General features: G+C 65.8%; 10 protein-coding genes. 7 read left to right on the plus strand and 3 right to left on the minus strand.

Annotated elements, in window-relative coordinates; all coding sequences use genetic code 11:
• The first annotated feature begins 8 nt into the window (after positions 1-8).
• The 3 genes from EV669_RS09465 to EV669_RS09475 are packed head-to-tail and all read left to right on the plus strand — an operon-like array spanning position 9 to position 2,155.
• Positions 9-656, plus strand: a complete 648-nt coding sequence (locus tag EV669_RS09465) for a histidine phosphatase family protein (RefSeq protein WP_132098528.1) — start codon at positions 9-11, stop codon at positions 654-656.
• Between the two features lie 44 nt (positions 657-700).
• A complete protein-coding gene (gene msrB, locus EV669_RS09470; RefSeq protein WP_054286515.1) occupies positions 701-1,108 on the plus strand; it encodes a peptide-methionine (R)-S-oxide reductase MsrB in 408 nt (135 codons plus the stop codon).
• 33 nt (positions 1,109-1,141) lie between these two features.
• Positions 1,142-2,155 carry an LLM class flavin-dependent oxidoreductase gene (locus EV669_RS09475; protein WP_132098529.1) on the plus strand — a complete coding sequence of 338 codons (1,014 nt, stop codon included), beginning with the start codon at positions 1,142-1,144 and terminating at the stop codon, positions 2,153-2,155.
• Between the two features lie 165 nt (positions 2,156-2,320).
• Here the strand turns inward: EV669_RS09475 and tldD are convergent, their stop codons facing one another.
• The 3 genes from tldD to EV669_RS09490 are packed head-to-tail and all read right to left on the minus strand — an operon-like array spanning position 2,321 to position 8,422.
• Positions 2,321-3,760: a metalloprotease TldD gene (gene tldD, locus EV669_RS09480; protein WP_054286482.1), complete on the minus strand. Its 1,440-nt coding sequence runs from the start codon at positions 3,758-3,760 to the stop codon at positions 2,321-2,323.
• A 10-nt stretch (positions 3,761-3,770) separates the two neighbouring features.
• The gene (locus tag EV669_RS09485; protein ID WP_054286483.1) at positions 3,771-4,589 is read right to left on the minus strand and encodes a carbon-nitrogen hydrolase family protein; all 819 of its coding nucleotides are present in this window, start codon (positions 4,587-4,589) and stop codon (positions 3,771-3,773) included.
• A gap of 14 nt (positions 4,590-4,603) precedes the next feature.
• Positions 4,604-8,422, minus strand: coding sequence for a YhdP family protein (locus EV669_RS09490; protein WP_165922741.1), 3,819 nt, complete (start codon positions 8,420-8,422; stop codon positions 4,604-4,606).
• Positions 8,423-8,440: 18 nt separating this feature from the next.
• Between EV669_RS09490 and glnE the strand changes: the two genes are divergently transcribed.
• The 4 genes from glnE to waaF all read left to right on the plus strand — a co-directional run bounded on the left by glnE (position 8,441) and on the right by waaF (position 13,511).
• Positions 8,441-11,161 (plus strand): bifunctional [glutamate--ammonia ligase]-adenylyl-L-tyrosine phosphorylase/[glutamate--ammonia-ligase] adenylyltransferase, encoded by a 2,721-nt coding sequence (gene glnE, locus EV669_RS09495; protein WP_132098531.1) that lies wholly within the window; start codon positions 8,441-8,443, stop codon positions 11,159-11,161.
• Between the two features lie 69 nt (positions 11,162-11,230).
• Complete coding sequence (locus tag EV669_RS09500) at positions 11,231-12,154, plus strand: branched-chain amino acid transaminase (protein WP_132098532.1); 924 nt, start codon at positions 11,231-11,233, stop codon at positions 12,152-12,154.
• Positions 12,155-12,197: 43 nt separating this feature from the next.
• Complete coding sequence (locus EV669_RS09505; protein WP_132098533.1) at positions 12,198-12,404, plus strand: zinc-finger domain-containing protein; 207 nt, start codon at positions 12,198-12,200, stop codon at positions 12,402-12,404.
• A gap of 60 nt (positions 12,405-12,464) precedes the next feature.
• Positions 12,465-13,511: a lipopolysaccharide heptosyltransferase II gene (gene waaF, locus EV669_RS09510; RefSeq protein ID WP_054286488.1), complete on the plus strand. Its 1,047-nt coding sequence runs from the start codon at positions 12,465-12,467 to the stop codon at positions 13,509-13,511.

Raw genomic sequence — 13,511 nt, forward strand, 5'->3', positions numbered from 1 at the left:
CCTTCTCCATGAACACCCTCCCCACCATTCTCGTCCTTGTCCGCCATGGCGAAACCGACTGGAACGCCTGCGGCCGTCTGCAGGGTCATACCGATATCCCGCTCAACGCACACGGGCACGCCCAGGCCGAAAGGTTGGCCGAAGGGCTGGCCCGGCGTGGCGAGCGTTTCGATGTGCTCTATAGCAGCGACCTCTCCCGCGCCCGGGCGACCGCCGCCCCCTTGGGGCAGGCACTCGGGTTGCCGGTCATTGAGGAGCCTGCGCTGCGCGAGCGCCACTTCGGCGTACTGCAGGGGCTGACCTTGGCCGAGGCCGCCGAGCATCACCCTGCGGCATATGCCGGATACCGCCAGCGCCGTGTGGAGGCGGTGCCGGAAGGCGGCGAAAGCCTGGAGCGCTTTTGTGCACGGGTCTCCGAAGTGTTGACCCGTCTGGCGGTGCGGCATGTGGGCGGCCGCATTCTGGTCGTGGCGCATGGGGGCGTGCTGGAGATGGCCTACCGTCTCGCCGCCGGCATCCCTCTGTCGGCCCCGAGGGATTTCGCGCTGCCCAATGCCGCGCTCAACCGCTTCTGCTTCAGCAACGGGACTTGGAAAGTGGAGAATTGGGCCGACATTTCCCATCTGGAGGGCGACGCCTTCGACGAGCTGGCTTGAAGTTAGCTGGCGTAACCCTGCCCACCCATGACGATGAGGACACCATGAGCGACAAGATCGTGAAAACCGAACAGCAGTGGCGTGCAGAATTGACGCCGGAAGCCTATCGCGTCACGCGGCAGGCCGGCACCGAGCGCCCCTTCTCGGGCGAGCTTTACTATCGGAACGACGTCGGCGAGTACCACTGCGTGTGTTGCGATGCTCTGCTCTTCCGCTCGCAGACCAAGTTCGACGCCGGCTGCGGCTGGCCCAGCTTCTGGGAGGAAGCCGTGCCGGGTAGCATCACGCGAGTGCGTGATACCTCACATGGCATGATCCGGACCGAAGTGCGTTGCGCCCGCTGCGATGCGCATCTGGGCCATGTGTTCGACGATGGCCCGGCTCCCACCGGCGAGCGCTACTGCATCAATTCGGTGGCAATGCGTTTCGAACCGCAAGACGACGAGCGCTAGCCTGATCTTTTCACCGACTTCGCAGGATCGCCCATGATTCCCTTTTCTGTCTTGGACCTCTCTCCCATCCTGAAGGGGAGCGATGCCGCTCAGGCCTTTGCCAATACCCGCGACCTGGCACGTCACGCCGAACGCTGGGGCTATACGCGCTACTGGTTGGCCGAACACCACAACATGACCGGCATTGCCTCGGCCGCCACGGCGGTGGTTATCGCCGATGTGGCGGGCGCCACCTCCACCATCCGGGTGGGTGCCGGCGGCATCATGCTGCCCAACCATGCGCCGCTGGTAGTGGCCGAGCAGTTCGGCACCCTGGCCTCGCTGTACCCGGGGCGCATCGACCTCGGGCTTGGACGGGCGCCGGGCACGGACCCGCAGACCGCCCGCGCGCTGCGGCGCAACCTGGCTGCCGACAGTGCAGACACCTTCCCGCAGGATGTGGCCGAACTGCAGGGGTACTTCCGTCCGGCCAGTGCCGGCCAGGCGGTACGCGCTGTGCCGGGCGCCGGCCTGGAAGTGCCGATCTGGCTGCTTGGGTCCAGTCTCTTCAGTGCCCAGCTCGCTGCGCAGATGGGGCTGCCCTTTGCATTTGCCTCACACTTCGCTCCCACTTACCTGCAGGCCGCGCTGGAAATCTACCGGGAGCGCTTCCAGCCCTCGGCGTTCTTGGAAAAGCCCTATGCCATGGTGGCTGCCAACCTGTTCGCCGCCGACACCGACGAGGCGGCACGCGCGCTGTTCTCGTCGCTGCAACAGCAGTTCCTCAATCTGATCCGAGGCCGTCCCGGCCCGCTCAATCCGCCGGCCGAGAATGGGATGGACGCGCTGTGGACACCAAGCGAGAAGCTGCACGTCGAACGCGCCCTGGCGTGTTCGCTGGTGGGAAGCCCCAATACAGTGCGCGCCGGTCTGGAGCGCCTGATTGCGGAAACACGCGCGGACGAACTCATTCTCACCGGGCAGATCTACGATCATGCCGCCCGGTTGCGCTCGTTCGAGATCGCCGCCGAGCTGCGCCAGTCGCTTCGACCGCAGCTGGCGCTCTGAACACGCCGCTCTATGGCCCCAAGCGAAACGTCCCGCTGTGCTGTGTGATTTGCATGGCCCGTGGGGCCCCTGCTTTGCGGCAGCCTTACCCAGGGGCCATGCTCTTCTAATCCACCCGATAAAAAACCCGGCCAAGGCCGGGTTTTCCTGAGGCATCTGGAGCACTTACTGGGTTCCCCCCACCGTCAAGCCACCGTCGATGCGCAGGGTTGGCTGACCCACACCCACCGGAACGCTCTGCCCCTCCTTGCCGCATACGCCCACGCCCAAGTCCAGCGACAGGTCGTTGCCCACCATGGTCACATAATTGAGCACGTCCGGCCCGTTGCCGATCAGCGTGGCGCCTTTCACCGGGTAGGCCAGCTTGCCGTCCTCAATCTTCCAGGCCTCGCTGGCCGAGAATACGAACTTGCCGCTGGTGATGTCCACCTGCCCGCCGCCGAAGTTGACGGCATAGAGCCCGTCTTTCACCGAGGCAATGATCTCCTGCGGGTCGCGTTCGCCGGCAAGCATGTAGGTGTTGGTCATGCGCGGCATCGGCAGATGGGCGTACGACTCGCGCCGGCCGTTGCCGGTGGGGGCCACGCCCATCAGGCGGGCGTTCATCGCGTCCTGAATATAGCCCTTCAGGATGCCATCCTCGATCAGTGTGGTGCACTGCGTGGGTGTGCCTTCGTCGTCCACCGACAGCGAGCCCCGCCGGCCGTCCAGCGTGCCATCATCGACGATGGTGACCCCCGGGGCGGCCACGCGCTCACCGATGCGTCCGGAAAACGCCGAAGTGCCCTTGCGGTTGAAGTCACCTTCCAGTCCGTGCCCGATGGCCTCATGCAGCAACACGCCCGGCCAGCCGGGGCCCAGTACCACTGTCATTTGCCCGGCCGGTGCCGGGCGAGCGTCCAGGTTGATCATGGCCTGATCCACCGCCTGGCGCACATAGCGTTCGATCACCTCGTCGGTGAAGTGCGACAGGTCGTGCCGGCCGCCCCCGCCGCTGGCGCCCTGCTCGCGCCGGCCGTTCTGCTCGGCGATCACATACACCGACAGCCTGACCAGTGGCCGTACATCGGCGGCGCGCACCCCGTCGTGCCGGGCAAGGTAGACCACGTCGTACTCGGCCGCCAGACCTGCCATCACCTGGGTGATGCGCGGATCCATTGTCCGCGCCAGACGCTCCACTTTTTCCAGCAGGGCTACCTTGGCCGCGGCCTCCAGGCTCTGGCATGGGTCGATAGCCGGGTAGAGCCCGCGTGAGTGGGTGGGGTGTGCCACGCCGATCCGGCCGTCCCCTCCGGCGCGGCCGATGGCGCGTGCGGCGTCGGCTGCGCGCAGGAGCGGCTCCAGCCCGATCACGTCGGAATAGGCAAAGGCCGTCTTGTCGCCCGAAACAGCACGCACCCCCACGCCCTGATCGATGTTGTAGCTGCCGGACTTGACGATGCCTTCCTCCAGGCTCCACCCCTCGTTGCGGGTGTACTGGAAGTAAAGGTCGGCGTAATCGAGTTCGTGGTGCGTCAGGCGCTCCAGTGTGCGGCTGATGATGCCTTCATCCAGGCCATACGGCGTCAGGAGCAGGTCTTCGGCGGTTTTGAAGGCTTCTTGCATGGGTAATCTTTCAGGTGGTTTGGCCCAGCACGCGGTGCGTGAGGGCCGGCAATCGGGTGCGTACGGACTGGATGACAGTGGGGTCGATCTTGCCGAATACGACCCCTTCGCCCTTCATCTGCTGGGCGACGATGCGGCCCCAGGGGTCGATGATCATCGACTGTCCGTGCGTTCTGCGGCCATTCTCGTGCTCGCCGCCTTGGGCCGAGGCGATCACATAGCACTGGTTCTCGATGGCGCGAGCGCGCAACAGTACCTCCCAGTGCGCCTCGCCGGTGGTGGCAGTGAAGGCCGCAGGCAGGACCAGCAGGTCAAAAGGCAGCAGGGCGCGGAACAGCTCGGGGAAGCGCAGGTCATAGCAGATGCCGAAGGCGATGTCCGCCAGTGGCGTTTCCACCTTCAGCGGTTCGTGCCCGGGCAAGATGGTGGCCGATTCGCAATAGCTCTCGCCAAGGCCGGAGAAGCCGAACAGGTGAATCTTGTCGTAGCGCTTGACCGCCTCGCCCTCGGGTGAGAACACGATAGTGGTGTTGTAAACCTTATCGTCCTCGGGGCATTCCAACGGAATGGTGCCGGCGATCAGCCAGATACCGTGCCGGCGGGCCAAGTCGGCCAGGAAGGACTGGATCGGCCCCTGCCCCCAGCTCTCGCGGCGGGCGATCTTGTCGCTGTCGCTGCGTCCCATCATTACCCAGTATTCAGGCAGGACCACCAGCCTGGCACCGCCGGCAGCCGCTTGGGCGACCAGCCGGGTAGCCGTCTCCATGTTGGCCGAAGGGTCGGTGGCCGACACCATCTGAACGGACGCTGCTACAAAGGCTTCTTTCATCGGGGGTTACCTCGCTATCGGGGCTTGGCGCCGCTGCCGGCGCGTTTGATCTGCGGGTCGGTGATCGGGCCGGTGATCGCATACTGGACCGATAGCATCTTGCCGACCGGATCCTTGAGTACCTTCTGCGCTGCCAAGGCCGCCACGCCTGCGAGCGGGTTGACGAGCGCCGCACCCGCTGCGATGGCCAGGCTGTCTGCCACATGCGGTTGTACCGTCACCATAAGATCCTGCGTTTCGCTGCGCATGTCCACGCGACCTTGTACGGCCACGTCGGCTGCCGGCCCGCGCATGCGGATGCTGTCGGAGGTGAATACCCCTTCCGTGATGCCGGCGTGGCCGGTGAGTGTATCGAAGGCGAAGCCCTCGCTGAAGACATCGGTGAAATCCAGACGGATGCGGCGCGGCAGCGACTGCAGGCTGAGCACGCCCAAGAGGCGCGCTACGCCCGGGTCCGCCTTGGCAAACTGACCGTTGACGAGGTTGACCCGGGCGCTGCCGCTCAGGTGGGCCACCGCGAAGTCTTCCACCGAGCCAGGCCAGCGCAGCTGGCCGGACAGGGTACCGCTGCCGCGCCGGAAGGTGTCACGTTGGCCGAAGCGTGCAAGCAGCCTGCCCAAGTCCTGGGTTTCCACGCTGTAGCGCACGTCCACGTGGCTGCCAGGCGTTACGGTCAGGTCCCCGGCAAAGCGTCCTTCGTCGTTGACGAGCAAAAGCTGCTCCAGCTGCCACGCCGGACCATCGCGCCGGGCGTTGACGGTCAGCCGGCCCAGCGGCTCGCCACGGTAGAGGAAGCTGTCCACCTGCGCGCGGATGGCCGGCCAGCGGGCCGACTGACCGGTGTCCGGTGTGTCGCCTGCCACGCCTTCGCCCGAGGGCAGCGGCAGGGCCAGCCGTTCCAGATGCAGGTCCAACTGCCCGCCATCGGTCGGAACGAACCCGGCCTGTCCACGTACTTCCTTGCTGTCCAGCGCGATCTGCCAGCGGCTGTTGTTGGCAGGGCGCTCCACCCGGCCGTGGACGGCCGCCAGCTGGTAGCGGCCATAGCGGAGACGGTCGACATTGAGGCTGACGACCAGCCCCTGCCCCCGACCGCCAGAGGCTGGCGTCTCACCGGGCAGCCCGCCTGCCAGCCGGCTCCATGCACCCAAGTCCAGCTGCGCGGCGCGAATACCGACGCCAATCTGGCCATCGACTGCGGGCGCGGCAGGCTGCCCGATGCCGATCTGTGCTGCGAGGAGGTGACCGTCGTCGTCCAGGCGCAAGCGTCCGTCCGCCCGCTTGTCGATGCTGAAGTCGGTGTTCCAGCCATGATTGCGGCCCGGCGTCAGCTTTACCTGTAGTGGCCAGACCTCTGCCGCAGCCTTGCTGGCTGGCGGGGGAGCAAGGCTGCGCGTGCCCGTCAGCGGTGAGCTGACGGTCAGGCTTTCCAGGCCGTGCAGAACCGAGAACGCCACCCGATAGTCGGCGCGACCTTCCACATGCGGCGCCAGCGCGGGAACCCAGTTCTGCATTACTTGGCGTGAATCAGCGTTGCCACCCACCGTAAAGTGCATGCGCCGCTGGGCATCGGTGTGTGCATCCAGCCGCAGCACGCCCCCTAGCGCGCTGACGCGCAGGCCGGCGATCTCCACGCCACTGTCGGTGAAGGTGAGCCGGCCACGTGTGTCCTGCAGGGTCGGGATGGGCCAGCCACGGAACGTAACCGGGTTGCCGGCAAAGTCCAGATCGCCGCGTACGGCAGTGCGACCGTCGCCGTGCAGCGGTATGCCCAATTGCAGCTTCAGACTGGCTGGGCCACTACTCTCGATGCGGCCGGTCAGCCCGTCCAGCCAACGGTCCACCGGGCTTAGCGTGGTGTAGCGCAGCATGGCCGGCAGCGGACCGCGGGCTTCGCCGGCGATGTTGAGCATCGGAATGTCGGCTCCCAGGTCCGGGATGGTTACGCGCACGCCATGCAGGGGCACATCGGCGGTGCTGGCACGGCGGCTGAGGATCTCCATTTTCTCGTTGTGAAAGCGCAGGGCTGCGTCGATGCCATCGATCGTCGGCCAGTCCTGCCCGAAGGCCAGCGTGACGTTGTCGGTGTCGGCCTCCACGCTGAACTCGCCCCCTTGGCCACCCCGGAATGGAAAGCGCCCCAAGTCTCCGCGCAGGATGAAGCGGGCGTTGCGGGCAGTACCGCGCTTAAGTGCCTGGGCCAGCCAGGCCGCAGTATGGCGCCCGGCCGCATACGGCAGGTAGTCCGGCACACGGGCGGCCGGCACGGCATCGATGCCGCCTGTCAGGTTGATTTGCCCGGCGCCCTGGCCGGGGTTGAAGTACTCGCCCTGCACGCTGCCGGTAAGGTCGGCATTGCCGAAGCGCACTGACGGCAGGCGCACCCGCACGCCCTGTCCTTCGAAAGCCCAGCGGGCTTCGGCCTGCAGCCGGTCGAAGGCCAGGGTATTGGCGAACACCAGCGGCATGGTGACCGAGGCCCGCCCGGTGTCGAGCACCAGCTCGCCGCCCCGGTTATCGAAGCGCACACGCCCGTCCACGCCCGCCACGCCCGGCATCGGACCGAAGGGCTGCCAGGCCAAGGCGGCAAAGCGGCTGCTCAGATGGTAAGTGGCGGGGGCGTCAACCGGACCGGTCCAGCCCGCCTTGAAGTCGCGCACCTTGCCCGCCGGCGAGAAGCGGGCAAACAGTGGGTTGCGGTCGGCACCCAGCGCGTGGATGAAGGGCGACAGGGGCGCGAGGTCGGCGTTGTCGAGGGCGAATTCACCACTGCCCTGGGCACCCTCCTCGAAGCGGCCGGTGATGTTGGCATTGTCGAAGGCAAGGCCGGTTTCGCTGGCCAGCGTGAGCCGGCTGGCCTCGATGCGATAGGCGCGCCCCTCGCGCTCGATCAGCAGCCGGCCGCCAAAGCGGGGCAGGCTCAGCTCGCCGGCGCGCGGTGGCTGGTAACGTGCATTGCTGACCTGTAACTCGGCCGAGAGCCGGTCCAGCCGGCCTTGCGAAAAGGTCAGCTCCCCGACGCCGTCTCCTTCCCCGGCGCGCAGCACCCCCAGCCTTTCCACATACTTGGCCCACGGCTTTACACGTGCGCCCTGCAGGCTGACCTCGATGGTGCCCTTCCATTCCCGCCAGCGGCTGACCGTGTCGCCGCGCCAGCGGGCCTGTAGCGCGGCGCTGCGCCCCACTTGTGAGGAAGGTTGGCCGAAGACCTTCAGGCTATGGCCGAACAGGCCGTTTTCCAGCAGCAGATTGCCGCGGCTCAGTCCGACGCGGGGCAGTCCGAGAAATTCATCCTGCCAAGTGATGCGGGCATCCCGGATTTCCAGTTCGCCTTGCTGCAGCAGCCAGTCGAACAGGGAGCGGTCAGAGGCATTGCCACCGGTGGGTGTGCCCAGACCGTTGATGTACAGCCGGCCGTCCCGGCCGCGTACCACTTCTACCTGCGGCGCTTCTACCGTCAGCCGCGCCAGGCGCAGGTCGAAAGCCGCCAGGCTACGCCACGAAGGCACCAGCGCCACCGAGGCCAGACGCAGGGCCTCGCCGCTACGCGGATTGGCCAGCTGGACCCCTTCGAGCTTCAGCTCGGGGGCGATCCCGGCCCAGCGTCCACTCAGGCGCTCCACCCGCACGGTACGGCCGGTGGCGTCAGACAGGGCGATCTCCAGCCTGGGGCGGTAGTCGTCGAGGGACGGCAGCACGGCCAGAGAGAAATAGGCAAAGACGGCACCGATGAACCCGGCGCACAGCACGGCGAGGACCAGCACGGTCTTGAGCGCCTGTCGGGCCGCGTGGATGACCCGCAGGGATTTCAGGGATGACAGGCGCTTTTCCAAGAGAGGCAAACCATTACAATGGAGAGGTTGACAGGCAGGCACGGCAAGGACCCAATTATGCCAGCAAAACCCTCCACGGCCATCGAAGATGGCGTGCGTTTCTCGCTTTATCTGCAGCGTCTGCTCGAAGCCCGACCCGAGGAGGCTGCCAGGTTGGCCGAACGGCTGGACCAGCCCTTCGACGAGGCAGAGATGCACGCCTTTGCCGACTGGCCCGCACTGGTGGCCGACAGCGATGCGCTGGGTAGCGCGCTGCGCCGGCTGCGTCAGGCCGTGATGGCCCGCCTGATCGTACGCGACCTCTCGGGACGTGCCGATCTTGACGAAGTCGTCACCACCATCAGCCTGCTGGCGGATTTCGCCATTGGCCGCGCCCTGCCAGCGGCAGAGGCCGCATGTATGCAGCATGGCCGCCCCATGGGTGAGGACAGTGGAACAGAGCAGTCACTGATCGTGATCGCGATGGGCAAGCTGGGCGGCTACGAACTGAACGTCTCCTCGGACATCGACCTCATCTTCATCTACCCCGAGAGCGGCGAAACCGACGGCCCGCGCCCGCTCAGCAACCACGAATACTTCACCCGGGTGGGCAAGAAGCTGATCGCGCTGCTGAACGATGTCACCGTCGATGGTCAGGTGTTCCGCGTGGACATGCGGTTGCGACCCTATGGCGACTCCGGCCCGCTGGTGATGAGTTTTGCCGCGCTGGAGAACTATCTGCTTACGCAAGGCCGCGAGTGGGAGCGCTACGCTTGGATCAAGGCGCGCGCGGTTACGGGCGATGCGGAAGGGCTGAACGAACTGGTGCGACCCTTCGTGTACCGCAAGTATCTGGACTACAACGCCTACGGTGCGATGCGCGACCTGCATGCACAGATCCGGCGCGAAGTGGCCCGGCGTGACATGTCCGACAACATCAAGCTGGGGCCAGGCGGTATCCGTGAGGTGGAGTTCATTGCCCAGGTGTTTCAGCTTATTCGAGGTGGTCGCGAGAAGAGTTTGCAGCTGCGCAGCACACGCCAGACGCTGGAACGCTTGTCCGAGATGCGGCTGCTGGAGCCGGATGCGGTGGCCGAGCTGTCGGAGGCGTATGCCTTCCTGCGCAATCTGGAGCACCGGCTGCAGTATGTGGACGACCAGCAGACCCAGGTCTTGCCGGCCACGCCTGAGGGCCGCGCCCGGATCGCCGGCAGCATGGGGCATGCCGACTGGGGCGACTTCATGGAGGCGCTGGACCGGCATCGCCGTCGGGTGCGCCGCCATTTCGAGCAGGTATTCTTCCTGCCCACCGAAAACGCACCGGCTCACCCGCTGACGGCGCTGTGGCAGGACATCGCGGAGCAGGACTGCTGCGGACAGCTGGGCACGCTCGGCTTCGGCCAACCTGCCGAGGTGGAGCGGCAGCTCAAGGCACTGGCCGGCAGCCAACGTTACCTGCAGATGCCGTTGGGCGCGCGCAAGAAACTCGATGCACTGATCCCACCGCTGATCGAGGTGTCGGCCACCTTCCCCAATGCCGACGAAACGCTGTCACGCATTCTCTCGCTGCTGGAGGCCATTGGGCGGCGCGCTTCCTATCTTGCCTTGCTGAGCGAATACCCGCAGACGCTGCAGCGTCTGGCTTCGCTGTGCTCTGCCAGTGCCTGGGTGGCGGGTTACCTGTCCCGCCATCCGATCCTGCTCGACGAGCTGCTGGATGCCCGCGTGCTGTACGCCCCGCCGGACTGGGCGGCCCTGACCCTGCAGCTGGAAAGCCAGTTGCAGGAGGCAGATGGCGATGTTGAGGGCAAGATGGATGTACTACGGCACTTCCAGCATGCGCAGGCCTTCCGGCTGGTGGCGCAGGATCTGGCTGGCATGTGGACGGTGGAAGCGCTCTCCGACCAATTGTCGCTGCTGGCCGACATCGTGCTGGCCGCGGCTCTGCGGCATGCCTGGCTGGACATTCCCGCCCGCCACCGCGAAGACCCATGCTTCGCCATCGTTGGCTACGGCAAGCTGGGCGGCAAGGAGCTGGGCTACGCTTCGGACCTGGACATCATTTTCCTCTTCGATGACGAGCACCCGGACGCGCCAGACCTCTACTCGCGTCTGGCGCGCAAGCTTTCCACCTGGCTGACCAGTGCCACCCCGGCAGGCGTGCTCTACGACATCGACCTGCGGCTGCGGCCCAACGGCTCCAGTGGCCTGCTCGTGAGCACCGTGGAGGCGTTTGCCACCTATCAGACCCGCCAGGCGTGGATATGGGAGCATCAAGCTCTCACCCGCGCCCGCTACGTCGCCGGACACGCCGGCATCGGTGAGCGCTTTGAGGCTATCCGCCACGGCGTGCTGACCCAGCCGCGCGATGCAGTAGCGCTGGCAAGTGAAGTGCTGGCGATGCGGCGCAAGATGCTCGACACGCATCCGGCGCGCGAGGACGACGTCAAGCATGCGCGCGGTGGCATCGTCGACATCGAGTTCATCGTTCAGTACCTCATTCTGGCGCATGCGCATGCGGTACCGGCCCTGACCGCCAACGCAGGCAACATCGCGCTGCTTGCGGTCGCCGCCGAGTCGGGCTTCGTCGATGCAGGGTTGGCCGAAGGCGCACGCCGGGCCTACCGCCACTACCGGCGGCTGCAGCACGCGGCCCGGCTCAACGAGCAGTCGCGCGTCACCGTGGACGACACCCTGCGGGCACACTATGCCGCCGGGCGCGCGCTGTGGGCCGGGGTGTTCGGAGAAGACGCTGCGTGAGGCTGCGGTTCACAAGCGGTATTGCGGCGGTATAATCGCCCCACACAGACCAGAACGGAGAGACTCAAGATGTCGATGGCAGATCGTGACGGCTACATCTGGTACGACGGCGAACTCGTGGACTGGCGCAATGCCACCACGCATGTCCTCACCCACACCCTGCACTACGGCATGGGCGTCTTCGAGGGCGTGCGTGCGTACGAAACCCCGCGCGGTCCTGCCATCTTCCGTCTGCAGGACCACACCGACCGCCTCTTCCGTTCGGCGCACATTCTCGGCATGACCCTGCCCTTCACCAAGGACGAGATCAATGCCGCGCACACCGCGGTGGTAAAGGCCAACGGCCTGAAGAGCTGCTACTTCCGCCCGATGGCCTTTTATGGTTCCGGCAAGCTGGGCGTGGCTCCGCCAGCGGGCGACGTGCACGTCATCGTGGCGGCCTGGCCTTGGGGCGCGTATCTGGGCGAAGAAGGTCTGGAGCGCGGTATTCGCGTCAAGACCAGTTCGTTCACCCGCCACCACGTCAACATCACGATGTGCAAGGCCAAGGCCAACGGCAACTACATGAACTCCATCCTCGCCAACACCGAAGCCACCCGCGACGGCTACGACGAGGCACTGCTTCTGGACGTGGAAGGCTACGTGGCCGAAGGCTCGGGCGAGAACATCTTCCTCGTGCGTCGCGGCAAGCTCTACACGCCCGACCTGACCTCTGCGCTGGAAGGTATCACGCGTGACACCGTCGTCCAGATTGCTGGCGAAATGGGCCTGGAGGTCATCGAGAAGCGCATCACCCGCGACGAGGTGTACAGCGCCGACGAGGCCTTCTTCACCGGCACCGCTGCCGAGGTCACCCCGATCCGCGAGCTGGACAACCGCCAGATTGGCGAAGGCCGACGTGGCCCGGTCACCGCCGAAATCCAGCAGCGCTACTTCGATTGCGTGAAGGGCCTGGATCCGGCGCACGAAGACTGGCTCACCTACATTCAGTAAACTCTCGGCCCGCTAAGCGCGGGCCCTGCAAGGAAAGACAAGCATGGCCGAACTGAAGCAACTTGATCAGCGCGTGATCGAAATCACCGAAAAAGACCTGCCGCTGCAATGCCCGATGCCCGACATGGTGAAGTGGAACGCCCATCCGCGCGTGTTTCTGCCCATCGTCAAACAGGGCGGCGAGGCCCGCTGCCCCTACTGTGGCACGCAGTACAAGCTGGTTGGCCCGGTCACCGGCCATCATCACTGAGCCGAACTCTCCTCTGAACCACCGAGGTGCGGCCCAGCCGCACCTTTTTGCTTGATCCGCATGAAGAAAATCCTGGTAATTGCGCCTTCGTGGGTGGGCGACAGCGTCATGGCGCAGCCACTTTACCGTCGGCTGCATGAACGGCATCCCGGTCTGGAACTGCATGTTTTCGCACCGGGGTGGACGCTGCCCCTCCTGGCCCGCATGCCGGAGGTGGCGAAGGCACATCTCAACCCCTTCGGCCACGGCCAACTGCGCCTCATCGAGCGCTGGAAAGCCGGGCGTGCGCTGGCACGCGAAGGTTACGACCAGGTCATCGTTCTGCCCAATTCGCTCAAAGCGGCGCTGATTCCTTTCTTTGCACGCATTCCGTTGCGTACCGGCTTTGTCGGCGAGTCGCGCTACGGCCTGCTCAACGACACCCGCGAGCTGGACGAAAAGCTCCTGCCGATGATGGTGGAACGCTTCTGTGCGCTGGCAGAGGACAAGGGGGTTTCGGTGCAACGGCCGATTCCCTATCCGCGACTCGCCGTGGACCGCGTCCGCCAGGAAGGGGTGCTAACCCGGTTGGGTCTGCCGTTCGACCGGCCGGTCGTGGCCTTCTGTCCGGGCGCGGAGTATGGGCCCGCCAAGCGCTGGCCTACCCGGCATTTCGCGGCTCTGGCCCAGCAGTTCCAGATGGCTGGATACGCCGTGTGGCTGTTCGGTTCGGCCAAGGACCGGGCGATCGGTGACGAGATCGCCACCTTGGCCGAAGGGGCCGCGGTAAACCTCTGTGGCGCCACCGGACTTGAGGAGGCAATTGACCTGTTGGGTCTGACCCGGCTTGCCGTGTGCAACGATTCCGGCCTCATGCATGTTGCGGCCGCGCTCGACAAGCCACTGGTGGCCCTTTACGGATCTTCCAGTCCGGACTTCACCCCGCCGCTATCGGGGCAGGCCAGCGTGGTGTCGCTCGGCGTCGAGTGCAGTCCCTGTTTCGAACGTACTTGTCCGTTCGGCCATACCCGTTGCCTGGAAGACATGACCCCCGATCACGTATGGAATGCAGCCCAACGCTGGCTGGATGGGGCCGCACAGGTCACGCCCATCGTTCTGCACCGCTGA

This window comes from Gulbenkiania mobilis (assembly GCA_004346645.1).
In the GTDB taxonomy this organism is placed as follows: domain Bacteria; phylum Pseudomonadota; class Gammaproteobacteria; order Burkholderiales; family Chromobacteriaceae; genus Gulbenkiania; species Gulbenkiania mobilis.